We start from the raw sequence: 25,645 nt of genomic DNA, 5'->3' as shown, positions 1-25,645 counted from the left end.
AAACTGGCTGCGGTGCAGGCTGAATTGCTGATGGAACAAGAACATCTTGCCGAATTGAAGCGGCAAATGGCCGCGCAATCCGAGCACATTTCAAAAGCATTGCAATTGCGCATGAATCCGCTTGTGCACCAGCGTTCGATTGCCTACCTGGTGCAATGCGCTAGTCAAATCCAGGAGCAGGAACAGCGTGTATCGTCATTGCTCGAACGACGCCAGGAGATTCGCCAGGAATGCATTCGGCAACAGCAGCGCCTCGAACTGACGGAGCAGCATAGGCTGCACTGTCTGAAAGACTACATCGCTGTCGAGCAAGTCCGCCAGAGCAACGAGGCGGACCGCGACTGGATTGCCCGTAGTGTCTGGAAAGAACGTACGAATGCATCGCAAATACAAGCGATGTCCAAATCGGAAGGAAAAATATGACCTCGATTCCTGTGTCTGCTTCCGCGCTGCCGTTGCCAGCTCGAACGACGCGAGAGCAGGACCGCCAGGATGCTGACGGCCCGTCCCAGCAATCAGCGTGGCAACGGGAAATGGAGCGGGCGCAGATGCAAAACTGGTTAAAGCATCCGGCTCCGGCAGCGGCGGCGCATCGCCAAACCGATATATCAGATGCCGGCAAGGCGTCGCCCGGGGAAAAGCTGAAATCCAGGCAATTGGTTTCACCGGTGGACGTATCCGAGGCAAAGACAGCGGTTTCTACCAAGGCCGTGGAACTTTCAAGTTCGCAGCTGGCGCCACGGATGCAGTTTGCAGTCGCTTCCAAGGCCGAGGCGCCAGTCGCTGGCGAGCAGCTGCTGCCGCAGGATTTGCTGCGACAGCTGCGGCAGACGCTGACTTCGCCGCTCTCGAGCAGGACGGGATTTGCGCCCCGTCCTGATAGCGTTACCCAAGACCGTCAGCAGCTGCTTCCCGGTTCGGCATTGGATGGCGCAAACGCCTCTGATGAGCAGCGGCAGCCATTGCGTGTCCATGCGCAATGGAGCGGGCGAGATGTCCAGCTCTGGCTGGGTGTCGACGGGCAAGCAGCGTTGTCATCTTCGGAGCTTATGCAAATTGTGCGTGAGTCCCGGTCCTGGCTGAGTGCACAAGGTGGGCGGCTGCTTTCGGTAACATGCAACGGGCAAGCAGTTTATATGGCGCCGGATGCAGGGCAGGTGGAATCGACGCAAACAGCTACAACGATACACAAACAATCACAGCCGGGAAAATCTTCAACTTCAGGTTTTTCCCCTATTTATTCATACTTTGATTCGCAGGAGGCGTGATGGCAATCGACGCAGTAGGCGGTTCCAGTAATTTGCAGCCGAATGGCTTGAACATGCAGGATTTCCTGAAAGTGCTGCTGACGCAGCTGACTTATCAGGATCCCTTGAAACCGATGGACAACCAGCAGTTCATGGCCCAAATGGCGCAATTCACCACGCTCCAGCAGAGCCAGGAATTGAACGGCAAGATGGATCAGCTGATATCGACCCAGTCAGCGTTGCAATCAGTCGGCTTGCTTGGCCGCACTGTGGATATCAATACCAGCGGCGGCGCGGTGACAGGCACCGTGAAAGCATTGGCGCTGAGTGGCGATACGCCCCAGCTGACCATTCAAACCACGGCAGGGGTGACTTTGGCGAATATCAGCTTGTCGCAGATTGTCACTGTACGGTGATCGTGGAAACGTTCGCATCTTTAGGAGGATTGCACCATGCTTGAATCGATCTATCTCGGTATGACCGGGCTGCTGGGTTATTCGCGCGGCTTGAAAGTGATCGCCAATAACACGGCGAACATGAACACTCCCGGCTTTAAGGGATCGACTCTGCAATTTGCAGATCTGTTCTATTCCAACGGCAATCTGGGGAGCGGCAGCAACGGAAGAAATTATGGTCAGATCGGTTACGGTCTCGACACCAAAGGGACGACCTTGAATTTTCGTCAGGGAGAGTTGCGGCAGACCAGCAACGATCTTGATGTGGCGATTGACGGCCTGGGACTGTTCAACCTGAAAGACGAAGCTGGAAACATACATTACACCCGCGCCGGCCAGTTTAAATTCAATGACGATGGGATCCTGGTCAACCGCAGCGACAACGCTAAGGTACTGGGCCTTGACGCTAATGGCGTACTGGGAGAAATCAGCCTGACGGGACTAAAGGTGCATGCCGGGGCGGCCACCACCTCGATCAAGTTCAGCGGCAATCTTTCCAGCAGCACCACCGATCAGACTGTCAGCGGAGTGAAGGTGGTCGATGCAGCCGGCGGCGAACACACGCTGAGCCTGAAATTCACCGGCGTAACCGCGACGACGCCAGGAACGCCTTCCATACCAGGCTTGCCGTCGATACCGACCATCCCTACGACACCGACTATTCCCGGCTTCTGGAACGTCGACCTGATGGATGGGACCAAGGTAGTAGGAAGCGGCACCATCAAATTCCAGGACGGCAAGCCCGATCCGGCCACAGCTAAAATTTCCATGACCTATAAGGCGGGAAATCTGGCGCCGATTCCGATTACCCTGGATTTCAGCGGCGATGTGACTTCCTTTGCCGGCGGCACGCTTTCAACATTGGCGGTGGCATCGCAGGACGGTTATGGCCCTGGCGCCATGAGCAAAGCGACTTTCGATACCGCCGGCAACCTGGTGCTGACTTATTCAAATGGCCAGACCAGCAACGCAGCGCGCCTGGCGCTCAGCCGTTTCGATTCGCTCGATGCGGTAACTGCTGTAGGAAATAACCAGTTTGACGCCGTTGGCGCGCAAGCCTGGCAGCTTGGACAAGCTGGCGCGGATGGATTTGGCAACGTGCAGGCAGGACAGATAGAAATATCGAATGTCGACCTGTCGCAGGAATTTAGCGACCTGGTAGTGATGCAGCGCGGTTATCAATCGTCATCGCAAGTCATTACCACTGCCAATGAAATGTTGCAGGAATTGTTTTCAATGAAGGGTAAATGATAGATGGATGCGCTTAAAGAAAATGCGCAGAGGACAGAGGCAGGGCGAGATTTCCGCACCATGCACTGGTGGTCGGAAACCGATCTCCTGCAACTGGCGGAGCATCTCGATATTTCAAGGCAGCGCTGGCGCGCGGCCTGGTTGGATGATCTTGCACCGTCTTTGGCAGACAGCGACGATATCGGAATCAGTTGCGTACTGGCGCACCAAGCGGATAGTTGTCCGGCTGCAGGAAAAACCGAATGGCAAGTCTTGTTTCCAGAACTTGGGGCCGGCGATTCCGCTGCGTCAATTGATTTCCAGGTTTGGATAGATATCGGCCCGGTTTCCAGCGAGTCCCTACAGGCAATATTGCTTGGAACTGCGGCGAAACAGTCTGCCTCAACAAAAAATGGCCCCAGCCTTGCGGCAGAATTGGCTCGCACGGCCTGGCGTGACTGCATCAAGGAGCTGCGCGCATCTCTAGCGCAAGATAACCAGGGCGGGGTGGGCGACAATCCGCAGCTGCCGTTTGGCTCACATGGCGGTATCGACGACAGGCTGCCGTCTCATCATATGCTGGCATGGTCGGGTGCAGTGCGCGTTACGCTGCCTTGGCACGGCTTGTCATTGAGGCTGCACATCGGGCCTGCCCGCGTTGCCGCATTGTTGCGATCAGGCGACAGGATGGTGAAAACGCACGTCGGCAAGGATGCTCCGCTGGTTCCCTTGCATAAAGCGATCGAGAAGAAAACCACCAGTTTGCGGCTTGAACTGGCTGCAGTTGAACTTGACCTGGGGAGTTTGCAGGCACTGGTTCTAGGAGATGTAATACCGTTGCCGCACAGGCTTGACCAGCCTTTGCAGGTATTGGCGGAAGACGGCCGTCCCTTGTGCACCGCGTACGTGGGACAACAACAGGGAATGCGCGCAATTGAACTGCTTCGTGCTGCCGCAGATGAGTTTTCAGGTAAAGCGCCCGCCCTTTAATTTTAACGATCGTCTGACATGAATAAAATGAGTGAATCATTCGCAAACCACCCACCTGTCGCCCAAGTCATTGCCTTGAGTGAACTGAACAATGCCGACCGTTCGTCGCAAGCGAGCGTAGTGGAAACCTTGAATCCTTTGCATCAGATAAAGGCGCGCCTGAGCGTGTGTGTCGGTGAAGCGGTCATGACCGTGGGCGAACTGCTGAATGCAAAAGAACATCAAGTAATACGGCTGGATCGCCATGTTGAACAAGCGGTCGATCTGCTGCTGGAAGGGCGTGTTGTGGCGCGTGGGCAGCTGGTTGCGGTGGATGAGCACTTTGCGGTGCGCATTACCGAGCTGCCGATCCCGCTGAAAGCCTGAGGCAACATGTTTTATCAGATTGTACGCTGCCGTCCCGGCGGTCAACGCCTGACCTTTGGGCCTTTGCTGCTTGCCGCAGGATTCTTGTTGCCGGGTTCCGTATTGGCGCAAGCCAGTGCTGTCGCTGCGTCGAGCGCTTTGCCGTTCAAGCAGGATGCAGGCGGCATCGATTTCCCGGCAGGTGGCGGAATATTGCTGTTTTTTTTGATGGCAGCCGTATTGCTGTGTTTTATCTACGCCGGTTGGCGCCGCAAGGGCCGTGAGCTGAATAAATCACGGTGGCTGGCCTGGTTGCCGGCGCCAGCGCCGAGCGCCGAACTCAAGGTGACTGCCAGTACGCGCCTGGCGGGCCGCTCCTCTTTGCATGTCGTTGAGTGGGAAGGCGGCAAACTGCTGGTCGCATGCGGTGAGCAGGGAGTGGTGCGGCTGGCGGATATGCCGTCGGCCATCGGCGCCGCATCGCAGGTTCAAGATCGCATATCAGGGGACCCGTCTTGATGCTGCGCGCTCTTTACCTGATGCTTCTCCGCATTTGCATATCGACCATTTTGTGCGCAACATTCGGCCTGGCACACGCGGAAGCCGGGACCGCGCAGAGCGCCACGACCATATCGGACTCGCTGTCCGATTCCAAATCTTCTGTCCCCGCAGCCAAGTTTATTTCCTCAAAAGCCAGCACTGCGGCGCCGGGAGTCGAAATCCGTTTTAACGGCGGAGCTGCCGGCAAATCCAGCGATACATCGCTGGCCATGCGCGTAGTGATTGGCATGACGTTGCTGGCGATTCTGCCGGCACTGCTCATGTCCTTGACGGCATTCATGCGCATTATCATTGTATTGTCGATGCTGCGTCATGCCATTGGCATGCAGGAGACCCCGCCAAATACGGTGCTGATCGGACTCGCCTTGTTCTTGACGATGATCACCATGTCGCCGGTATTGGAAAAGGTGAACCAGGACGCTTTCCAGCCATTCATGCAAGGAAGCCTGTCGATGGAGACCACCTACGACAAAGGCATTCTGCCGATTCGAGAATTCATGGTGCGGCAGACGCGTGAGCAGGACCTGGCGCTGATGGTGGAACTGTCGAAGGCCAAGGCCCCACGCAATATGGACGACATCAGCAATGTGCAGCTGATTCCTGCTTTCATGCTGTCGGAATTGCGCGCGGCTTTCCAGATAGGCTTCGTCATTTTCCTGCCGTTTTTGCTGATCGACCTGATTGTTTCCAGCATCCTGATGGCGTTGGGCATGATGATGATGCCGCCTACCACGATTGCGTTGCCGCTCAAGATCCTGATGTTTGTGCTGATCGATGGCTGGAGTCTGGTCCTGAAGGCGCTGGTTGGCTCCTTCCACTGAATAACCGGGCGCCGCCGTGAGTATTTCGCGTCCGTTTGGCAGCCACCTGCAATCTCAGGAAGACGAGGCGGCCGGCAGGTCGATGGAAAATCACGAAGAATCCTTGCTGTGGCAACGCTGGCGCGAACGTGGCGACAGCGCTGCGCGTGAAAGCCTGGCTCGCCATTATCTTCCTTATGCGCGAACCGTGGCTGCCTCATACTATGCGAAACGGTTTCATGACGAAATCGAATTTGCAGAGTATATGCAGCTGGCATCGGTCGGCATGATGGAGGCGATTGATCGCTACGATCCGGGTTTTGGCGCCCAGTTTAAAACATATGCTGCACGCCGGATGCACGGCGCGATTCTCAACGGCCTCGAACATCTTACCGATAAACAGCAGCAGATCGCGGTGCGCCAGCGGCTATTGAGCGAGCGGCTTGCCGCGGTAAAAAACCTCGATGGCGACGAAACGGCGCAAGCGGCAAGCAAGACCTCGACCGAGTTGTTCCGCGACCTGGCGCAAATCGGCGTGGGGCTGGCGTTGACATGGCTGTTGGCGGACACCGGCATGATCGACAGCGGCGCCGAGACTGCAACCGAGATGATGCCGGTTTATCGCGGCCTGGAGCTCAAGCAGTTGCAGCAGCGGGTACGCGCCATGGTGCATGATCTTTCGGAGCAGGAGCGGCTGGTGATCCAACGTCATTATTTGCTGGGAATTTCGTTCAGCGAAATTGCCGAGGCGCTCGAACTCAGCGCCGGGCGCATTGCGCAGATTCATCGCAAGGCGCTACGTTCCTTGCGAAACGCTTTGCGCGAACAAAAGGCCAGCGATGTATTTTGGTGAGTTTTTTCGATTCGTAAATCGTATTGCGTCAGCTATTTTTCTGCGGCGCCAGCAGCAGCCTGGCTGCCTGGGAAATCGCCGAAGCAAGTTCCGGATCGCTTTCCATCTGTAGCTGCACATCTTCAACCATCTGATAAAAAGCCGGGTCGTTGATCAGTTCGTCGCCCAACTCTGCAAGCAATACCGATTCCAGGAAAATCCTGAACGCCTTGCGCTCGCGCTGAGGTTCATTCGGATCGATGACCAGCACCCGCTGCGCGATGAGTCCGGCTATATCGCGTTCCTCCTGTAGCTGTCCCTGCTTCGTCTGTTTTTTTGCGGTGGCGGGGCCGGACGGTTTGCGCAGCGAAGCTACCTGGCTGCGAATCAGGGCGGCGATCTGTGCTGAGGCGTTAATCGAGGTCATCTAGCGTTCCTTCTTCAAATGACAGACGCAGAATCAATGAAGTCGGCTTTGATTGTAGTTGGATAGCAGGAAGTGATTGTCGCTTGGCTCCTCCTGATCCGCAGTTTTCTCAGCGACGGTTGTTGCATTGGGCGCAGGCGTTCCAAGCGTCCGGTGAATTTCCGCGATCAGCAGCCGAATATTGCCATTCAAGGCGGGATTGGTAGTGTTGGCGACCATGCCTTGTTCGAAATAACGCAAGGCGCCATCGAAAGCATCCTGCATAAGCTCTGCATAACCGAGTACAAAAAGCTTCAGCGGATCCGTATCGGGCAATTCCAGCAACGGTTGCCAGGTCACCAGAGCGATAGCAGGCCGCGTTGTGACGAACTGCAGGACGCCCAATTCGAACCGGGCAATGGAAAAATCGGGCGCAAGCACCACGGCCCGGGCATATGCTGCCTCCGCTTCCGCCATTCTGCCCAGTTGCGCCAGTTCCGCACCCGTCAAAAAATGCGGCAGAGGTGACGCGGGCTCTTCCCGGCTGGCTTGTTCAAGCAGGTTCAGGGCGGTATCGCTGTCATTCGCCTGACTGGCGTTGATAGCCTGCTGCATCAGGGGATGAAGTGGAGGAGATGAAGGTTGCATATGATTTCTCAAGGTTTAGCGTTGCTCTGTGGCGGCAGAAAAATATTCTGCGTGCACATGATCTGAAAGGGCGATCTCAAATCCGGATAGTTTATTTTTTTATGTCCGGCAGGGATGGCAGCAAGTCCAGCATAGGTTCGCCCATCGGCGCCAGGCGCGTGCTGAACAATCCGTGCATGGCGTTTTGCAAAGACCGCGGATCGGCAGTTTCGCCGTTCAAGACTGCTTGAGCATAACCCGCCGACAAGCTGTCTTTATCCAAGCCGGTAGCACGCCTGATTTGTTCGATAGCGCTGGCTCTCTCGCCGCGCATTGCCGCGATGATGGCCAGGGCGCCGTGGCTTTCGCCAAAATTGCGGTCAAGCTGCATGGCAGCTTCGAATGCCTGTTGCGCCGCGTCGATATCGTTATCGACCAAGCAGGCCCAGCCCAGGCTGTGCCAGGTCCCGATATGGTCGGGCATCAGCGCGGCAGCCTTTTGCAAGCTTTGGCGAGCCGCTGCTATATTCATCTCGAGCATTTGCGTCAGCCCCAAGGTCGACCAGCAGCGGCCGTTGTTCGGCTCCCTGTGCATTGCCTGCAGCAGATATTGGTGGGCGCCCGCGGTATCGCGTTCCGCCAGCGCCACGGCTGCGCGGGCCAGCAAGGTTTCGAGGCCGGCGTCTCCGGCCGCCAGGGCCTGGTCAGCCAGTTCCTTCGCCTTGACGGCTTGCTCGGCATCGATGGCGATCAGGCTCGCCACGCCCATTGCTGCCGGCGTCAGCTTGGCAAGAGTCCGTCTTTGGTCGGTCCATTGCAAGGCGAGTTCTAGCTTGCTCAAATGATGCAGGCTTTTCAGCCAGAGCGTCTGTATGGAAGGATCAACGTCCATGCTTGGATCTTTACTGGCCCAGGGCTCGAGTTCCTCAAAGCATGTCTGGTAGTCGCCGCGCAGCGCGGCGATGAACGCCAGGTTATGCGAGATTGCAGGTAGCGGTTCCATTTGCTGCTTCAATATGGTCAGCAAATCCTCTGCTTCCTCAAAACGTCTTTGGGCCATCCGCAAATGCGCTTCGCGGAAGCGCCATGCGTTGGGATCGCGGCCAAGCTCCAGGCCGACCGCAATCTGCTGTTCGGCGACTTCTTCATTGCCGATGCTGAATGCCTGTTCGAAGACGTCGGCGCGCAGGTTTTCATTTTGCGGATCGCTATGCAAGAAACCCAGCAACCGGTCAAGGCGCTTGCTGCCTTCGGAGTTGGCTTGACTGGATCGGGAAAGAATTGCGCTCATTGACTTCCTTGCTGTTGATTATGTCTTGATCGATATTGCGAAAAATACAATGCCGATTCAATCTTGTTCTCATTGTAAAACGGCAAACAGGTAATTGCCCAATATATGCAGAGATTTCCACCTCTATCTGAGCCGTCGAGTAAGGACATCGCTGCTTGCCCGCGACCGTATATCCAATATATCCGGCTGTCGCTCAAAAAGTTTAGCGCGGCCTGCTAATTGCTGGAACATTTGCAAAAATGACATTTTTTTGGCGGGCTAAGAAGAAGTCTGTAAAAAATATTTTAGAAAACGCTAAACAAATTCTGTAAAGCAAGGATGTATTGGAAGGGAGCAGCGTCAGGGATCGCTTTTTGAGATTTCTGGGTACTGCGCACAATACTTTCTGAAGACAGGATGAGATATGGTAGCGATCGTCAGCGGCAACAGCCTTGGTGTGAGTTTGACTTCGATGAACACGCTGGGCCAGCGTGGCGCGCAAGGAGTGGCTACCCAGGGCCGTAATGGCGAGCAGGCCTATGTCAATGTCTTCAGCGGCAACCTGGTGCTGCAGGACCGCGACGACCTGCTGGTCAACCACGGTATCGATATTGCGGCGCTGCGGACCTATAACAGCCAAGGCAAGTTCACCGACGACAACGGCGATAACTGGTCCAACGGCGTCTATAGCCAGCAGCTGCGGATCAGCGGCAGCCTGTCCGCAGCCGGCAGCAGCATCGTGCGCACCGGGCGCGACGGCTCCGAGTCGACCTACCAGTATGATTCCGCAAGGCAACTGTATGTCAGCACCGACGGCAGCGGCGCCTACGATACGATCGCTGTCGACGCCGGCCACAACCAGCTGGTCTGGACCAGCGGCAGCACGGGAAGCAAGGACGTCTACGACGGCGCAGGCAGCGGCCGGCTGCTGTCCTCGACTGACAGCAACGGCAATGCCATCACTTACAACTACGGCGCCAACGGCCTGCTCGCCAGCGTGGTAGGCGCGGCAGGGGAAGCCACTTATTACGACTATAACGGCACGAACCTGAGCCAGATCCGTACGGTGACCGCCGACGGCCACACCCTGACCCGGGTGCGTTACAGCTACGACGCCAGCAACAGGCTGTCGACCGTGACGCTGGACCTGACACCTGCCGACAATGCGATCGCCGATAGCCAGGTTTACCGCACGACCTATACCTACGACGGTAGTAGCAAACGAATCGCCAGCGTGACGCAAAGCGACGGCAGCAGCCAGAGTTTTACCTATGTCCAGGTCGGCGCCGATTACAGGATCGCGACCGTGCAGGACGGTCTGACTCATATCACCAGCTATAGCTACGATACGGCCAGCGGCCGCACCACGGTGATCGATCCGCTGGGCCTGAAGACGCTGTACGACTATGACAGCGCCGGCCAGCTGACCCGCATCACGACCCCGGCAGTGGGCGGCGTGGCTGCCAGCACCAGTTTCAGCTATAACGCCACTGGCGACGTGATCCAGGTGGTCGATGGCGAGGGGCATGCCATCGACATGCAGTACGACAGCAACGGCAACCAGGTCCTGCAGCGTGACGCTGCCGGCAATACGGTGACGCGAACGTATGACGGCAATAACCAGCTGGTGACGGAAACGACGTATCTGGTGCCGGATCCGGATGGTGCCGGGGCGGGCCAGCCGGGTACGCCGCTGACGACACGCTATATCTATGACGGCAGCAATCACAACCGGCTGCGTTTTGTGGTGAGTGCGGAGGGACGCGTCACCGAATACCGTTACAACAGCTACGGCGAGCGTACCAGCAGCATTCAGTATGCCAGTACCACATACGGTGTGGCGAATCTGGCTGTTGTTGATGCGCCCACTGAAGCGACACTCAACACATGGGCGGGTAACCAGGATCAAACGCAAATCACCCGCACGGACATGGTCTACGATGCGCGTGGGCAATTGCAGACATCCTCCAGCTGGAGCGCGGTCGATGCCCAAGGTAATGGCGTGACCAATGGCAGCCAGACGGTGATCCAGTATGTTTATGACCAGGCCGGATTACTATTGAATACGATCGATGGGCGAAACGGACTGACCCAGGTTACCTATGATGGCCTGGGCCGGATCCTGACCAGCAAGGATGCCGCGCAGCAGCTGACCATCACCAGCTACGACGACGCTAACCACAAGACCACAGTGACGCAGGCCAACGGGCTGGCCACCATCAGCACCTACGATCAAGCTGGCCGCCTGACTAGTGTCCAGCAAAGCAATGCCGGGCAGGTGCTGGGCACGACGCTGTATGTCTACGATGCCGACGACCGCCTGCGCATGACGCAGGATCCGACGGGCGTGCGCAGCTTCATCCTGTACGACGATGACGGCCGCAAGGTAGCTGATATCGACGGCAACGGTAGCGTGACGGAATATGTGTATAACAAAGACGACCAGCTGACGCAAACCATCGCCTATGCAACAGCCATTGATATCAGCCAACTGGCCAATGCGGCGGGCAACCTGACAGCGGCCACACTGGCGACTATCCGTCCTGCTGCGGGCAGCGCTGACCACAAGACCTGGCGCGCCTATGACAGTGCAAATCGTTTATCGAAGACGGTAGATGGCCAGCCCGGCCTGGTGAGTGAGTATCGCTATGATGGCGCATCCCGCCTGGTCAGTACCGTCAGTTATGCCAGCCTTATCGATACAAGCAATCTGGGTAGTGCACCGAGCGCAAGCAGTATAGCGCCAACCGCATCGAATGCCGACCGCGTCAGCCGCAGTTTTTATGATAACGACGGGCTGTTACGCGCCACGCTGGATGCGGAAGGCTATCTCACAGAGCAGCGTTACGATAGCGCGGGCCATGTGACCAGCCGGGTTGGCTATGCAACGCAGACCGATGCAAGCCTGCGCGCTGCCGGGACGCTGGCGCAATTGCTGCCCACGGCCAGCGCCGGCGATATCGTCACGCAGCTCCTGTTAAACGGCAAGGGGCAGATTGCCGGAGAAATCGACGGCGAAGGTTATCTGACCGAGAAGGTCTACGACGGCAATGGCAATGTCACAAAGACCGTGCGTTACGCCAACAAGGTAACGGCAACGGTCACCGCCAATACGCCTATTGCCAATCTCCGCCCGGTCTCCAGCGCCGATGACCGCGTGACGACGACCGACTACGATGCCTTGAATCGCATCAAGCAGCAGACCAATGCAGAAGGCACCGTAACGCAATATAACTACGACAGTGTTGGCCATTTGACGCAGACGATCAGCGCGGCAGGCGCCAGCGACATTCGGGCTATCAGTGCCCGCTACGATGTGCAAGGCCGGCTGATTGGAGAATTGACGGGAGAAGGCAATGCGCAACTGACAGGCAGCCTGACGCAGGCGCAAATCGACGCCGTCTGGACCAGCTATGGCCTGACCCATACCTATGATGCTGCCGGGCGGCGCACCAGCACGACCGACCAGAACGGCAATAAAACCCTGTTCTTCTACGATGTCGACAATCGCCTGACGCAGACGGTGAACGCCTTGGGCGAGGTGTCGGAGAAACAATACAATGGCCTGGGCCAGCTGACGGCAACCGTGCAATACGGTACCCGGGTCAGCACCAGCGGCCTGACCGGCGGCTTGGTAAGCGCAGCATTGACCAGCGCGCTGAACGCCGTGCGCAACAGCACCGTGGATAGTGCCAGCAGTTTTACGTACAACGCCAATGGCACTTTGGCGACCAGCACCGATGCACTCAAGAACATCACCACGTATAGCTACGATGCCTTTGGCGAGCGGGTCTTCAGCACCACCAATATCGATGCGACTCACGCCTTGACGCAAACCAGTAGCTACGACCGGCGCGGTTTATTGATTGGGTCTGTCGCCGACCCGCTGGGGATGAACGCAACCACGTCGACCCAATACGATGCCTTCGGGCGGGTGATCCGTAGCGTGGATGCCAACGGCAATGGCCGCAGTCAGAGCTATGATCGCCTGGGTCGAATCGTGCAAACGGTGGATCCGTTGAATGCGCAGCGTTCAACGACGTATGACGCGTTTAATCGCACCCTGGCGCAGACTGACGGCCTGGGCAATGTGACGCGCTACAGCTACAACACGACGGCGCGCAGCACCACTTTGACCACGCCGGAAGGCGTGGAGGTGACGACCGTCAAGACGCGCAACGGCCAGACGCAGAGCATCACGGACGGCCTGGGCAATGTGACGCAATACAGCTATGACAAGAACGGCAACCTGCTGTCGACGACGGCGCCGCTGACGACGACCACCAGCAGCACCTACGATCACGCCAATCGTCTGACCAGCACCATCGATGCCCGGGGCACGATCACTGCCTTCAGCTTTGATGCGGCCAATCGTGTGCTCACCCGCCAGGTCGATCCGAACGGCTTGAACCTGACTACCCGATACCAGTACGACGCCAAGGGCCAGCAAGTCGTGACGACGGACGCCAATGGCGTGGCGACGCAGATCAGCTTTAATCTGAAGGGACAGGTGCTCAGCCAGACGCTCGATCCAGCCGGCTTGAAGCTGACGACGCGATATAGCTACGACGGCAGCGGCAACGTGTTGACCGTCACCAGCCCTGGCGGCACGGTAACGCAATATGTCTACGATAACCTGGGGCGCCGCGTAGAGCAGCATGTCGATCCGAGCGGTTTGAACCTGACCACCAGCACCAGTTACGACAAAAAAGGCAATGCAGTCACGGTGACTGACCCGAGGCTCAATGTGACACGTTATGTGTACGACGCAAATGACCGTTTGACCTTCGTCATCGATGCCCAGGGCAATGTTGCGCAGACAACGTACGACGCCAACGGCAAGGTTCTGCAAACCACCAAATACGCGACACCGATCAGCATCAGTGGTTTGTCGACGGCGCCCGTGCCGGCCGATATCCAGCCGCGATTGGCGAACAATGCAATGGATGCGACAGAGTTGCGTCGTTACGACCGCGACGGCCGCTTGACATGGATAATCGACGCCACCGGCGCCGTGACGCAGAACAGCTATGACGCTAATGGCAATGTCATCAAGCGTCTGGCTTATGCCACGCGTCTTGGCGCAAGCGATCTTGCCGCTCTCAAGGCAAATGCTGCAACTGTACCGGCGCCAGCCATCGATGCAGCGCGCGACAGGGTAACGCAAATTGCCTACGATGCCTTGGGGCGTGCGATTTACATCGTGGATGCCAACGGCGCGGTAGTCGAGCAGCATTACGACGGCAACGGCAATAGCATCGAACGGATTACCTACGTCAAGACAATCCCGGTAGGACAACCGGCGACATTGGCGAACATTGCACTGCAACTCAAAGCTGTTGCTGATCCGGCGCATGACGGCCATGTCGTCAATATTTACGACAGAGCCAATCGCCCGACTTATACGATCAATTCCGCCGGTGCGGTTAACCAGATTGTCTACGACAATAACAATAACGTGGTGCGTCGGACCGATTATGTAACACCGCTGAAAGGGCCATTGACGGCCAATATCGACCTGACTGCGCTCGTCCCGAGCGGCACAAATCAATTGATCAACCCAGGCTTTTCCAGCATGGGCAGCGATGGTGTGCCGCTGGGATGGTCCTATGGCGACTGGCGAGCGAGCGCGAATGCCAAAGGCGTCAATCTGAATCTTGACTGGTCGGTCAACAAGACCAGTTTCGGGGAGCAGACTTTCTATATGCGCCAGATTGGCCGGGATCCGGTCGACAGCTATCAGGAAATATATCAGTTCGTTAATGTAGCCGCTGGCAAGAACTATAGCTTCTCAGCTTACGTCGGCGCACCTCGCGCCACCAGCGAGGTCCTCATTCAATGGTATGGCGCCAACGGCCAGCCGATCAGCGTCGCTCCTGTCAATTCAGCTTCACAGGACACCGCGCTAGACCAGCTCAGCGGCGGCAGCATGCTGGAAGGGTATAAGCGTGTGTATGCGTCGGGTGTTGCGCCACCGGGAGCGGTGCGCGCGCGCCTGATTCTGCGTAAAGATAATACCGATGTAGGACAAACCGATTCCTGGGTGTTTGCCACCCGCATGCAGTTTGAAGAAATCGCGGCCGGAACTACCGCACCGTCGGCCTGGACACCGACCATCTTGAGCGGCGCCGACGACAAGATAATCCGCAATGTATATGACGCCGCCAATCGGCAGATCTATAGCGTCGACGCCATAGGCGCGGTCACACAGCAGATTTACGACGCCAATGGCCAGGTAACGCAAACCATCAAATACGCGAAGCCGATCGCTGTGCCAGGCGCGGGTGGTACGGATGGGAAGACACTGTCGCTGTCGAGTCCTGTCAACGATGCCGGCCGTCTGGATGGCAGTGTCTATGCGCCTATTGATACAAGCAAACAATACATCGTGCGCGCTCGTGTGCGCCAGGTAAGCGGCGAGGGTGGTTTCTATCTGGGCGTGACTACCAAAGACGCCAATGGCACACCCTTAGCAAACCTGAGCGGAGGAAACTTCTCCTATGCTGGCGCAAACAATGTCAAGCTTACGCCCGATATGGGCTGGCAAGTCTTCGAGGGAGTGATCAGCGGTGAATACACCGCCTCGGCTGGAGTTTACGACGCCCATAAATTTTTTACGGGCAGTAAAAGCGCATCTCCATTGTTGCTTTATAACTACTACGGCAATACCAGCACCGACGCCAATCGGACGATGGAAGTCGATTATGTCCAACTGATTGATGTTGCAACCGGCGCAGTGTTGAATCCGAATGCAGACATGAGTGCCGGTTCTGCATCATGGACCATTGGCAACGCCGGTCAGGTACGCAGTGTTAATAAAACTACGGACATCTTGACTGCAGCGCAAATTCAGGCGCAGCTGGCGACCAATCAGAGCAGCAGCTTAAAAGTGTCGTATGTCGCAGGCACGAACAGTTCTGCCTCGCGGGCTCTGGGAAGCTTCAAAGGTGGCGACACGGTCACCATGTCGGTGCGTTTTAAGGCCGGTGCGCAAAGCGCGGCAGGTATATTTCTAGGGGATGCCGGCGGAGATACGCCATACGATAATTATGTAGCTTCGGCGCCCGTCTATGGCAATGACGGCTGGCAGACCATGACGGTAACGCTGACGTTAAAACACGATGACATGTTGTGGGCTTATGTTTACGGCGATCGCGATGGTGCTTATCACCCGGCTGGCAGTGCGGTGCTGTACGACAATATCACAGTGACCAGCGTTCAACGGGGTGTGGTGCTGCAGGGTGATTCGGATACAGCCAAATTCGGCACCACGGCAGCTGACAATCTGGATACAAGCGTCTGGTTTGTTCAAGGCAAGGCGGAACAGTCTGCAGCTCAAAATGGCACCAGCCAAGTCCCAGGCACCGGGATCGGCGTTAATCAATTGATTAACTCTGGTTTTGCCGATATCGGCAGCGATGGCGTGCCGCTGGGTTGGGCTTATGGCGACTGGAGAGTCAGTGCGGATCAAAAAGGGGCTAATTTAAACGCTGACTGGTCGGTTAACAAAAGTGTCTTTGGCGAAAAAACTGTTTACTTGCATCAATCGGGTAGGGATGCGACTAATAGCTATCAGGAAATCTATCAATTTGTTAATGTAGATGCAGAAAAAAATTACAGCTTTTCTGCATATGTAGGCGCACATCGTGCCACAACGGAAGCCATCATCGAATGGTGGGGTGCCGACGGCAAGCCAATGGGTATCGCGCCAGTCAACGCGGATTCCCAAGATGCCCTCCAAGAGCGTATTGGAGGCAGCACATTAGATGGCTATAAGCGCGTATATGCAGCTGGCAAGGCGCCGCCAGGTGCAGTTCGTGCCCGCCTGATTTTACGCAAGGACAACACCGACGCAGGTCAAGCTGATTCCTGGCTGTTCGCCACCCGCGCGCAGTTTGAAGAAATATCCGCCAATGCTACCGGACCATCCGCCTGGACACCCACTGTCTTGCTCGGCACCGATGACCAGGCGACGCGCAATGTGTACGATGCGGCTGGCCGGCTCATGCAGCAAACCAAAGCCGCCGGCACGGCTGCTGCCGGCACCATCAGCTATGGCTACGATGCCATGGGCAACGCCACCAGCATCACCAACGAACGCGGCTACACCACTACGCAACAGTTCGATTCTCTCGGCAGAAAAACCTCGACTTCCGTACCTGTCAATAGGGTGGATGACACGGGACCGCCGCAGTATGCAGTGACAACCACCCAGTACGATGCTTTTGGCAATGCGGTCAAGGTCATCGATCCGAAGGGTAACGCAGGTTATTTCTATTACGATCAGGACAACCGGGTCGTGCTGCAGATCGATCCGTTGGGATATGCCACCCAGACAAGCTATACCGCATCGGGTAAACCAAGCCTGGTAGTACGTTACGCGACGCCAGTCAGCGGTACTTTGTCGGTATCGGCTCCTCCCGCCTTGACGACCAGTGCAGCTGATGCCCCTACCAAACTTGAATACGACCAGAACGATCGCCTGGTCAAAAGCACCGATGCCGAAGGCAAATTCGAATTGTTCGGTTATGACGGCGCTGGCAATCGCGTCAGTTATCAAAACAAGGTCGAAGGTGTCACTATCAGCACTTACGACGGCCGCGGCCTGCTGCTGAGCGAAACCCTGCCGATCACTTCGCGTAATAGCGCCGGGGTGCTGGTGCCGGTGGTGAAACAATACAGTTACGATGCACGCGGCAACCGTACGCAAATGATTGAAGCAGCGGGGCTGCCGGAGCAACGCACCACCAGCTACATTTACGATCAGAATAACCGCCTGATCACGCAAATCGGCGATGCAGTCGCGATTCGCGATGATAAGGTATGGCAATGGTCGGTTGCCCGTCCTGAACAACATTGGACCTATGATGCGGCGGGCAACAAGACTTCATATACCGATGCCAATGGTAACCGTACTAGCTGGTATTACGACGCCGCCAATCGCAAAGTCGCAGAGCTGAGTGCCGCGGGTACTTTGTCCGAGTGGAAATATGATGCTGCCAGCAACATGGTCAGCGCACGAATCTATGGAGATGTGGTGGGCTTGCCGGTGGGCAGCGCGTTGCCTACGGCAGTCAAACCGAGCAATTATAGAGAAACGGATTACAGCTACGACAAGAACAATCGGCAGATAACGACGCGAGTCGATGGTGCCACGATTGCGGAGCAGGCGGTTAATGGTGTGGTCGCGGGCATTTCCACGGGTTCGATTTTGACGTCCCAGCAGTACGATGCAATGGGGAATGTGGTCGTGCAAACCGATGGCAGGGGCAATCAGATCTTGTCATATTACAATGCGGTCGGTAAAAAAATCGCTCAAGTCGACGCCGAACACTACCTGACGGTCTGGACGCGCGATCAGAATGACAGTGTCACTACGGAATACCGTTATGCCAAAGCCTTGTCGACTCCGGCGAGCGTCACATCGGACGTTAGTCAGCTAATCAAAGACGCCGGCGTCAGCGCTGACGACCGCATCACCATATCCAGCTACGACCGCCAGAATCGCCTGCTGACGCAAAGCCGCCTTAATCTGGTCTCTTCAAGTATCAACGGCAGCGGGGGGCTGGTCACCGCTACCGGCGCTGCGACCACACGCTATGTCTACGATGGCTTGGGCAATGTCACCGAAAAGACCGAGGCCAACGGTGATGTCAGCGACTGGATTTTTGATGCGATGGGTAGACAGACGCGAACGCAAGGCGCCAGTTTTATTGATTTCGAGGGCGTCTTGGTGCGGCCGACAACGGACACGTTGTACGACGGCCTGGGCAACGTCAAGCAATCGATCGTACGCGGCAAGAACAGCGCGGACGACCGCGTCACCAACTTTGTCTATGATGTTGCAGGTCATTTGAGCCGCAAGTCCACGCTCAACGTCGACGGCTGGTATGAGTATTATTCCGATGCGGTGGGAAATATCACAGAGGCGCGCGTCATCAGCAAGAATTCCGATGGCGGGAAACGGCTGGATGCTACAACGGTTATCTATGACGCGGCAAATCGCGAGATATCCCGGCAGTTGAAGTCGGCTCTCAACGGTGATCCAAACGCGAGTGTATGGAGCAGCGGGGACATCCACCAAGTTAGTTATAACGCCTACGGTGAAGTCGTCGGCAAGGGTGTCAACGGCAGTTACGCAGAATTCGCTGAATACGACAACCGAGGATTGCTTTCCAAGACCAATTCCGGCGACGGCGCCACCAAGGTCTATCTGTACGACGCTAACGGCAACGCCACAGTATTGATTCAATCGGCCGGCGCCAATCTGCGCAATATGACGCTGGATCAGATAATGGCCACCAGCCTGACCCAAGGAAGCTCTAGCGATCCGGTCACGCAAGCCGGCATCGATAGCGGCGGCATCCATCTGATGGTAAGCGTGTACGACCGCCGCAATCAGCTGACGGAAACCTATCAGCCGACCATGCGCAGTGCAAAAAACATGATCACGATCGAGCAGTTCCTGACGCAGCAGACAGGCACTAATTTTGCAGGCAGCGGTCTCGTGACTGTGGGCCGACCCGCGCCGACACTGCCGTCGGAACCACCGCGCCGCAATGGCAAGGCGGCGTTTCCATCAATAGTGCTGGCTCGGCAGGCATCACGATCTCACAGGCACGCGAGGTGATCAGGGACGAGAAGCCCTGGTATGCAAATTGGGCGGCGCAAGCCATGGTCTCGCTGCCACCGGGCCCGCGTTACGGTGGCGGACAACTGCACCTTCTCATCAATGGTGTTGACTATGGGAATGTTGCACCTAGTGCCCAGTCCATAGGTTGCAGCCTGGATACGGCGCCGTTTCCAAGCGGGACGTTCCCGATTATCGTCTATCAGGATGTCAATGGAGGACGGCGCGTGATTGTGCAGGCCTCCGTCACGCTGGGAGCGCTATCGCACGATTTGAATACTACCGGTAACGATGAGGTCAGCGCCAGCGCCACTGCTTACTCACAGCAGTTAATGCAGTTCACGAACCAGTCACCGTCAACTAGCCGTATAGTTGCGATGATGCGTCCAGCAGGTTCGTCTGCGGCATGGATACAGTTTACGCCGACCCAAATGACCATGGATTTTGGTGGTGGTCCCATGAGCGGCCAGTATTTCGTAGACTGGACCGGCTGGGGAGAAGGCAGCTGGGAATTGCAATACTTCACTCTGGACACTGCAGGAAATGTTCTGAACGCTGAAACCGGGCTGTTCAACACCAGCAAAACGACGCCAAGCATCAGCCAGACGCCAATGGGCATCAGCGGTACCGGTCAGGCTTATCTAAGCCGGGAAGGCTGGTCCACTGGCGCCACGGCGCTGCAAATTACGCAACAATTGGTGAATGCCCAGTCAGCACGGGTTGTTTACCGACATGCGAATACAGGGGAAGGGTGGGCCACGCAGGTACTCAATCCCGCTTCGCCAGGCTGGTTCACATTGCCGGTCTCCGGTTTCAGCGGGGACTATGAATATTATGTCGAAAGCTATTCGGGCGCCGGTGCAACCGGAACCATGCTCAATCGCGTATATGGAACATTCAATCCGGCTGGTAATGCGTCTGCATTGAAGAAGTCCAGCGATAGCGCGCAAAAAGTCTCCTTTCATAGTCAGCCGGCCAATGCTGCCACTATGCGTGTCACCTATTCGGTGCGCGGCGGGCCAAGCGGCAGCGCTAACTTGACGTGGAACCAAAATAACCAGTTCGACTGGGACGCCAGCAGCCTGGCGCCGGCAGATCGTTTCGCCAGCAGCATTGTTGACTACAGCTTCCAGACGTTTGATGGCAACGGTGTCTTGGTTAACTCTGGTCATAACGGTGTGTTGCGGCTTGGAGATAACCAGGGTGAAATCAGCCCGGCCGTAACAGACATCGCACCCGCCACCATTACATTTGCCCCGCCGGCAAACAACGCGATACGACTGGTGCTGCAGTATCGCAATGCCGGTACTACCGGCGATTACAGTACGGTCACCCTGACCAAGGACGGTGCGGGAAAATATGTGTGGGACGTCGACAGGTTGCGTCCAAGCGCCGGTACCTTGTTGCTGGAATATGTCTACGATTTGTTCGACGCCAGCGGTCAAATCATTGTCTCGTCTGGCGGTGTGCCACGGGCACAGGGGGTGGTGAAGATCAATGCCGATCGCACCGGCGAGATAAGCCAGATGCGATGGGCCATCACTGGCCTGAACAAAACAGGGCCTGCGGACAGCATCAATACCGAATCCGCTATTAACCGCAGCCAGACATACAACGCCTTTGGCGAAGTCGTTTCTGAGAAGGACGGCCTGCAGCATGTCGTCAGGCTGGCTTATGACACTGCCGGGAAACTGGTCAGCAAACAAGCGCCGGAAACCGATGCGACCCTGGAAAACGGTACTATCGTACGCGTCACGCCGACCACTCAGTACTACTACGATGCATCGAGCCAGCTGGTTGGCGTACGTGACGCTAACAATAATCTGAATATACAGGCGCAACTTGCCGGATTCGGCAATCAGGCGGATGGCAGCGCTCACGTCACAAAAGAGTTCCATGCAGACGGCAGCAGCAAGAAAAACGAGTACGACATTTTCGGCGATTTGCGCAAAGCTACCGATGAGTTGACTCGTGTGACCTCGAATGTCTACGACCAGGTAGGGCGGCTGATTCAAGTCACCCATCCTGCGCGCGACGCCGGCAGCATCAGCAATCCCGGAGCGGCAGCAGTGTCGTCGGTAGATAGTTATACGTACGATACGCTGGGCAACCGCATCAGCCACACCAATGCCATGCAGCAGCGTGAGACCACCGATTACGATGCCGACGGACGAGTGACTCGCACCCGCAGCTTCGGCGGCCAGGAAATTACCTATACCTACAGCTATGATCAAAGCATCCTTGGCGTCGGCGGCCTGCCGACCGGCGGCTGGCTAAAAACCACCAGCTATACCGGCTCGCGCAGCGCCAGCGACAAGACCGATTATTTCCAGCATACGACCAGCCATCAGGATTTTGGCGGTCATGTGGTCACGTATAGCTATGATTCCGCCGCTCATCTGAAGAGCCAGACCTCGAACGCGGGTCAAAGCGTTGACTATAGCTATTATGCCAACGGCTATGTCAAAAGCATTACCGACCACGCGCTCAACATGCTTTCGTATTTCGAGTATGACAAGGAAGGCAACAGGACCCGTGAATCCTTTACCACGGCAGATGCGCCAGGCAGCCGGATCACCTACCAGATGGCCGATATTACTTATGACGAGTTGAATCGGGTCAAGACCTATACCGATCCGCTGGCCGCCATTCTTTATCAATACGATGCCAATGGCAATCGCCGCAGGGTGCTGAGCAACTATACCGACGGCATGAACGGCGCCGCGGCCACGCAAGATTTTTGGTACAAATACGATACGCAAAACCGTTTCGTGGTGACCATGGGGCAGCTTAGCAACGGCGCCATCGGTCTTGGCACAACCGGCGTCCAGATCGGCTACGACCTTGCCGGCCAGCGCACCAGCGCCGTCTATGGCAATGATGGCCATAGCGAGACCTACAAGTATACCAAGGACGGATACCTGGAGGACGTGGCGTTCAATGGCGTGCTGCGTTCGCGCCGAGTGAACGACTTGCTCGGCCGGATAGGAAATTATTATGAGTACGCTACCGACGGCAGCACGGTGCTGTATAACAAGACCAGCACGTTTGACGCCGATAACCGGTTATTACGAGAAACGAATGTGAGTACCCCGGTGGGAACTGCCGCCAGCACCTCGGTGACCAAGTACGACTACAGGCTGGACGACGGCAGCGGCCACTATACCGGTGCGGATCAAGGCGTAGTCACGCACACCTTCCAATATGATCCGAATAATCAGGCCGGCACCGGGGTCGATACCGTTACCAGTTATGTCTGGTGGGACGAGGCCAAGCAGAGCAAGATACAAATACGCGGCAATGATCCGGCCAATCCCAATGCCTGGCGCTGGGGCACCGGCCTGTCGGATTTCCAGTACGACGTCAATGGCCACCTGAAGCAGGTCAAGGCGCACGAAGCTGACAACAAGGGCGTCGATATCGGCAATCCGTTAACTTCACGGATCCTGTCCTACACCAGCGATCAATACGGACAGGTGCTGCGGCGCGACGATTTGCGCGCCGGGCGCTTGAATCTGGCGCAGCGTTACTATTACATGAACGGCCAGCTGATAGGCGACGTCAGCAACAACGGCCCGTCGAATATTTCCTATGCGGAAGAGATGGCGCAGCGCGGCACGCAACAGGTCAGCGCCTTCCGTTACGGCAAACCGGTCGCTTCGGCGGATTTCGACCAGAACTACCAGCCAATCAACTCCAGCTATCCGGGTACAGCAGGCAGCAGCTACACCAGCAAGGAAGGCGACACGCTGAGCTCGATCGCCCGCGCTGTATGGGGCGATTCTACCTTGTGGTACCTGATTGCCGACGCCAACGGTCTGACCAACGGCGATCATTTGATAGCTGGGCAAGTGCTGACCGTCCCTAACAAAGTCGGCAATTTCCACAATACGTCTTCGACCTTCCGGGTCTATAACGCAGGGCAAGCGATCGGTGACACCATGCCGATCCTCCCGCCGGAACCGTTGCCGCCGCCGCCACCCACCTCGTCGTCGGGCGGCGGGTGCGGCGGTTTTGTGCAATTTCTTGCCATGGTGGTGGCAATCGTTGTGTCAGCCGTAATAATTTACGCGTCAATGGGAACCGCGACCCCGTATGTAACTGAATTCTGGGGAACTGTTGGAATGGGCGCGGTGGCGGGCGCGGCAGGGGCTGCAGCGTCACAAGTCGTTCTGATTGCCGGTGGTGAGCAAAACGGCTTTGACTGGAAGGGGGTGGCTATGGCCGCCGTTGGTGGTGCAGTAACTGCAGGGGTAACCCAAGGTATGCCGATGGCGGGTAGTGACGCTTTTGTGCGAGGTTTTGCGCAAGGTGCCGTCAGCAGTGTAGTCACTCAGGGGGTTGAAGTGGCGACCGGCTTGCAAAGTCATTTCGACTGGCGCGGTGTCGCTGCCAGCGCCATTGCCCAAGGGGTTGGCAGTAGCGTGGGGCAAACCGAGATTGGAAAAAATCAGACATATGGGAAAATTGTCAGCGGCCTTGCCGCAGGTGGAGCCAGTGCGGTGGTGCGGGCGGAAGTCTTCAGAATCAGATGTCGGGGATTTTGCAGGATGTGATGGCTAGCACTATTGGTAATGCGATTGTGGATCAGATGACAGCAGCTAATACCAAGAAAACCTATGCACAGGATGTGGTTGAGCGGAAAGATGGGGTTGTGATTCCTGTGACGCCCTATGGTATCTCCGACCGAGATATGGCTGATATGGCTGCATCAATGAATGTGCCGGCGCCAGAATATGAGTTGATGGCGGATAATGGTTCAGCAGGGTTGATGCAAAAAAATGTCAATCCAATGAGTTTACGAAATCCAGACAAATCCACCGTCGGTGGCTATGTTGGTAGCATGCTTGACGGTGCTTGGGGATATGCAAAAGAAACAGCGTTGTTTGTAGGGGATGCGTTGGGCGAAATGCCGCAGCTGAAAATTGATTCTAATGGAACGATGCGATTTGAAGAGGTTCCACAGAGCGCGCCGAGATCAAGTTTGGGAAAAATTGTTTATGATGAAAAAGCAACATATGGTGAAAAAGCATTGGGTGTTTTGAAAGGAGTCGGAGATGGGCTCAATGACCTAATTAGTGGGAAACCTGAAGCGGTCGGAGGATTGTTTGCTGGCATAGCCACGGGCGGCTTGATGGGGGTGGGACGCGCTCAAACTGGGGCAAGTAGCACAGGGCCGGCAACGTCGGCGGCAAATCGAGTTGGCTTGCGGGAAAGCTTGGCAATGGATGCAGGCATACCGCGCAACATTGCAGAGAACCCATCGGGAGTATGGGGGTCATCCTTAGACGATTTGAAGCAATCTTTCGTTATGGACGGTGCTACTGTAACGACCAAGACACCGCATGCATCTTCCTCTGGTAACGCACAAATATTTACTGTCGAAAATAGTGCTACCGGTATTAAGGAAGTGCAATTTAGCCCTGCGAGTGACGTTAGTACGCACACGGGCCAATATTATAAGTTGACCAATACCGATGGTAGTAAGATAAAAATTGTCGACCCTAATAGCTATGCTCCATCGTTCAAGCCAAATGGTATGCCGTTATATGATAAAAATACAGTTTATCTAAATCCTCAAGGACAGCAGGTGGTATTTAACCCTGCAACGAATACATGGGTGAGAAAGTAATGAAAAATTTCAAAGGTAGAGTAATCAGCTGGAATGCTCCAATTGTGCCATCCATTTCTATGGCTGGAATAGAATTGGGCATGGATGCTAGTGAATTATTGGATTTGCTGTCAACGTATGCGGTTGATGGTGCGAATAATTTATATCAATTTGAGATGTCTCCAATTCTCCAATTGATGAAGAGTAATTCGAATGCTGATGAAATTTATTTATTCAGCGTTCATGACAAGGATTTAACGAATTGGCGTTTGTATTTTAATACGCCTGACCATCTTGGCGCGAATCCTCGTGCGCTAGGGGTTGTTGTTCGTGACGGAAAGGTGCGTTCCGTTAAAGCTTGGCATTTCGAAAAGCTAAAGGACGGTGACATGCCGAAAAATATTTATCGTGGAAAGTTACCTGAAAATATTGGCTTGGGTGATCAAGTTTGTGATTTGCTTCCATGTGCAAAATTGGTTTATGACGACGCTGAGGAATTGTTCTATTCGGATAGTGAGTATGGTGCGCTTGAGGTCACGGGCTATGGTGATCTCGACGAATATCCTGATCAAGTAATAATGGCAATATCGGTAATTTCTGAGCCTGTTGATCAACAACATGACATGTAATTATTGGGGCAA

At 55.9% G+C, this 25,645-nt stretch carries 17 protein-coding genes; 13 read left to right on the top strand and 4 right to left on the bottom strand.

The window, feature by feature from the left end:
• Positions 1 to 30 precede the first annotated feature (30 nt).
• Genes CFter6_RS13450 through CFter6_RS13420 form a run of 7 tightly spaced genes read left to right on the top strand, consistent with a single transcriptional unit; the run spans position 31 to position 4,786 of the window.
• Positions 31 to 423 (top strand): hypothetical protein, encoded by a 393-nt coding sequence (locus CFter6_RS13450; RefSeq protein ID WP_150118761.1) that lies wholly within the window; start codon positions 31 to 33, stop codon positions 421 to 423.
• Positions 420 to 1,268: a hypothetical protein gene (locus CFter6_RS13445; protein WP_061540364.1), complete on the top strand. Its 849-nt coding sequence runs from the start codon at positions 420 to 422 to the stop codon at positions 1,266 to 1,268. Before CFter6_RS13450 ends, CFter6_RS13445 begins: the two co-directional genes overlap by 4 nt.
• Positions 1,268 to 1,663 (top strand): flagellar hook assembly protein FlgD, encoded by a 396-nt coding sequence (locus CFter6_RS13440; protein WP_061540363.1) that lies wholly within the window; start codon positions 1,268 to 1,270, stop codon positions 1,661 to 1,663. Before CFter6_RS13445 ends, CFter6_RS13440 begins: the two co-directional genes overlap by 1 nt.
• Before the next feature lie 36 nt (positions 1,664 to 1,699).
• A complete protein-coding gene (locus CFter6_RS13435; RefSeq protein WP_061540362.1) occupies positions 1,700 to 2,953 on the top strand; it encodes a flagellar hook protein FlgE in 1,254 nt (417 codons plus the stop codon).
• A gap of 3 nt (positions 2,954 to 2,956) precedes the next feature.
• The gene (locus tag CFter6_RS13430; protein ID WP_061540361.1) at positions 2,957 to 3,922 is read left to right on the top strand and encodes a FliM/FliN family flagellar motor switch protein; all 966 of its coding nucleotides are present in this window, start codon (positions 2,957 to 2,959) and stop codon (positions 3,920 to 3,922) included.
• A gap of 27 nt (positions 3,923 to 3,949) precedes the next feature.
• Complete coding sequence (locus CFter6_RS13425) at positions 3,950 to 4,288, top strand: FliM/FliN family flagellar motor switch protein (protein WP_061540360.1); 339 nt, start codon at positions 3,950 to 3,952, stop codon at positions 4,286 to 4,288.
• A 6-nt stretch (positions 4,289 to 4,294) separates the two neighbouring features.
• Entirely contained in the window at positions 4,295 to 4,786 is a 492-nt protein-coding gene (locus CFter6_RS13420; protein WP_061540359.1) for a flagellar biosynthetic protein FliO, read from the top strand.
• 13 nt (positions 4,787 to 4,799) lie between these two features.
• Here the strand turns inward: CFter6_RS13420 and CFter6_RS26025 are convergent, their stop codons facing one another.
• On the bottom strand, positions 4,800 to 5,108 hold the full coding sequence (locus tag CFter6_RS26025; protein WP_167351322.1) for a hypothetical protein: 309 nt from the start codon (positions 5,106 to 5,108) through the stop codon (positions 4,800 to 4,802).
• Between CFter6_RS26025 and fliP the strand changes: the two genes are divergently transcribed.
• Together fliP and CFter6_RS13410 are read left to right on the top strand one after the other, a co-directional pair.
• Entirely contained in the window at positions 5,038 to 5,649 is a 612-nt protein-coding gene (gene fliP / locus CFter6_RS13415) for a flagellar type III secretion system pore protein FliP (protein ID WP_082815032.1), read from the top strand. The two genes, CFter6_RS26025 and fliP, sit on opposite strands and share 71 nt — an antisense overlap.
• Before the next feature lie 16 nt (positions 5,650 to 5,665).
• Positions 5,666 to 6,481, top strand: coding sequence for a sigma-70 family RNA polymerase sigma factor (locus CFter6_RS13410; protein ID WP_150118760.1), 816 nt, complete (start codon positions 5,666 to 5,668; stop codon positions 6,479 to 6,481).
• Between the two features lie 28 nt (positions 6,482 to 6,509).
• On the opposite strand, the gene CFter6_RS13405 is transcribed toward CFter6_RS13410, so the two are convergent.
• The 3 genes from CFter6_RS13405 to CFter6_RS13395 form a co-directional block, all read right to left on the bottom strand.
• Positions 6,510 to 6,887: a hypothetical protein gene (locus tag CFter6_RS13405; RefSeq protein ID WP_061540357.1), complete on the bottom strand. Its 378-nt coding sequence runs from the start codon at positions 6,885 to 6,887 to the stop codon at positions 6,510 to 6,512.
• A 33-nt stretch (positions 6,888 to 6,920) separates the two neighbouring features.
• Positions 6,921 to 7,514: a tetratricopeptide repeat protein gene (locus tag CFter6_RS13400; RefSeq protein WP_082814772.1), complete on the bottom strand. Its 594-nt coding sequence runs from the start codon at positions 7,512 to 7,514 to the stop codon at positions 6,921 to 6,923.
• 91 nt (positions 7,515 to 7,605) lie between these two features.
• On the bottom strand, positions 7,606 to 8,784 hold the full coding sequence (locus CFter6_RS13395; protein WP_150118759.1) for a tetratricopeptide repeat protein: 1,179 nt from the start codon (positions 8,782 to 8,784) through the stop codon (positions 7,606 to 7,608).
• A 403-nt stretch (positions 8,785 to 9,187) separates the two neighbouring features.
• On the opposite strand from CFter6_RS13395, the gene CFter6_RS13390 reads away from it, so the two are divergent.
• The 4 genes from CFter6_RS13390 (at position 9,188) to CFter6_RS13375 (ending at position 25,633) form a co-directional block, all read left to right on the top strand.
• Positions 9,188 to 19,393 (top strand): RHS repeat domain-containing protein, encoded by a 10,206-nt coding sequence (locus CFter6_RS13390; protein ID WP_061540354.1) that lies wholly within the window; start codon positions 9,188 to 9,190, stop codon positions 19,391 to 19,393.
• Positions 19,394 to 19,824: 431 nt separating this feature from the next.
• Entirely contained in the window at positions 19,825 to 23,949 is a 4,125-nt protein-coding gene (locus tag CFter6_RS13385; RefSeq protein WP_167351391.1) for a LysM peptidoglycan-binding domain-containing protein, read from the top strand.
• Positions 23,949 to 25,025: a hypothetical protein gene (locus CFter6_RS13380; protein WP_150118757.1), complete on the top strand. Its 1,077-nt coding sequence runs from the start codon at positions 23,949 to 23,951 to the stop codon at positions 25,023 to 25,025. Before CFter6_RS13385 ends, CFter6_RS13380 begins: the two co-directional genes overlap by 1 nt.
• Positions 25,025 to 25,633 carry a hypothetical protein gene (locus tag CFter6_RS13375; protein ID WP_236904261.1) on the top strand — a complete coding sequence of 203 codons (609 nt, stop codon included), beginning with the start codon at positions 25,025 to 25,027 and terminating at the stop codon, positions 25,631 to 25,633. The genes CFter6_RS13380 and CFter6_RS13375 overlap by 1 nt, the downstream gene beginning before the upstream one ends.
• Positions 25,634 to 25,645 lie beyond the last annotated feature (12 nt).

The organism is Collimonas fungivorans (genome assembly GCF_001584145.1).
Lineage (GTDB): Bacteria > Pseudomonadota > Gammaproteobacteria > Burkholderiales > Burkholderiaceae_D > Collimonas > Collimonas fungivorans.
This window is presented reverse-complemented; position numbering and strand designations above follow the sequence as displayed.

Coding starts and splice junctions, on each gene's coding strand:
- CFter6_RS13445 (WP_061540364.1), top strand. CDS start 420: ATGACCTCGATTCCTGTGTCTGCTTCCGCGCTGCCGTTGCCAGCTCGA.
- CFter6_RS13440 (WP_061540363.1), top strand. CDS start 1,268: ATGGCAATCGACGCAGTAGGCGGTTCCAGTAATTTGCAGCCGAATGGC.
- CFter6_RS13420 (WP_061540359.1), top strand. CDS start 4,295: ATGTTTTATCAGATTGTACGCTGCCGTCCCGGCGGTCAACGCCTGACC.
- CFter6_RS26025 (WP_167351322.1), bottom strand. CDS start 5,108: ATGAATGCCGTCAAGGACATGAGCAGTGCCGGCAGAATCGCCAGCAAC.
- CFter6_RS13400 (WP_082814772.1), bottom strand. CDS start 7,514: ATGCAACCTTCATCTCCTCCACTTCATCCCCTGATGCAGCAGGCTATC.
- CFter6_RS13395 (WP_150118759.1), bottom strand. CDS start 8,784: ATGAGCGCAATTCTTTCCCGATCCAGTCAAGCCAACTCCGAAGGCAGC.
- CFter6_RS13375 (WP_236904261.1), top strand. CDS start 25,025: ATGAAAAATTTCAAAGGTAGAGTAATCAGCTGGAATGCTCCAATTGTG.
- CFter6_RS13425 (WP_061540360.1), top strand. CDS start 3,950: ATGAGTGAATCATTCGCAAACCACCCACCTGTCGCCCAAGTCATTGCC.
- CFter6_RS13450 (WP_150118761.1), top strand. CDS start 31: ATGGAACAAGAACATCTTGCCGAATTGAAGCGGCAAATGGCCGCGCAA.
- CFter6_RS13435 (WP_061540362.1), top strand. CDS start 1,700: ATGCTTGAATCGATCTATCTCGGTATGACCGGGCTGCTGGGTTATTCG.
- fliP (WP_082815032.1), top strand. CDS start 5,038: ATGCGCGTAGTGATTGGCATGACGTTGCTGGCGATTCTGCCGGCACTG.
- CFter6_RS13430 (WP_061540361.1), top strand. CDS start 2,957: ATGGATGCGCTTAAAGAAAATGCGCAGAGGACAGAGGCAGGGCGAGAT.
- CFter6_RS13390 (WP_061540354.1), top strand. CDS start 9,188: ATGGTAGCGATCGTCAGCGGCAACAGCCTTGGTGTGAGTTTGACTTCG.
- CFter6_RS13385 (WP_167351391.1), top strand. CDS start 19,825: ATGACCATGGATTTTGGTGGTGGTCCCATGAGCGGCCAGTATTTCGTA.
- CFter6_RS13405 (WP_061540357.1), bottom strand. CDS start 6,887: ATGACCTCGATTAACGCCTCAGCACAGATCGCCGCCCTGATTCGCAGC.
- CFter6_RS13380 (WP_150118757.1), top strand. CDS start 23,949: ATGGCTAGCACTATTGGTAATGCGATTGTGGATCAGATGACAGCAGCT.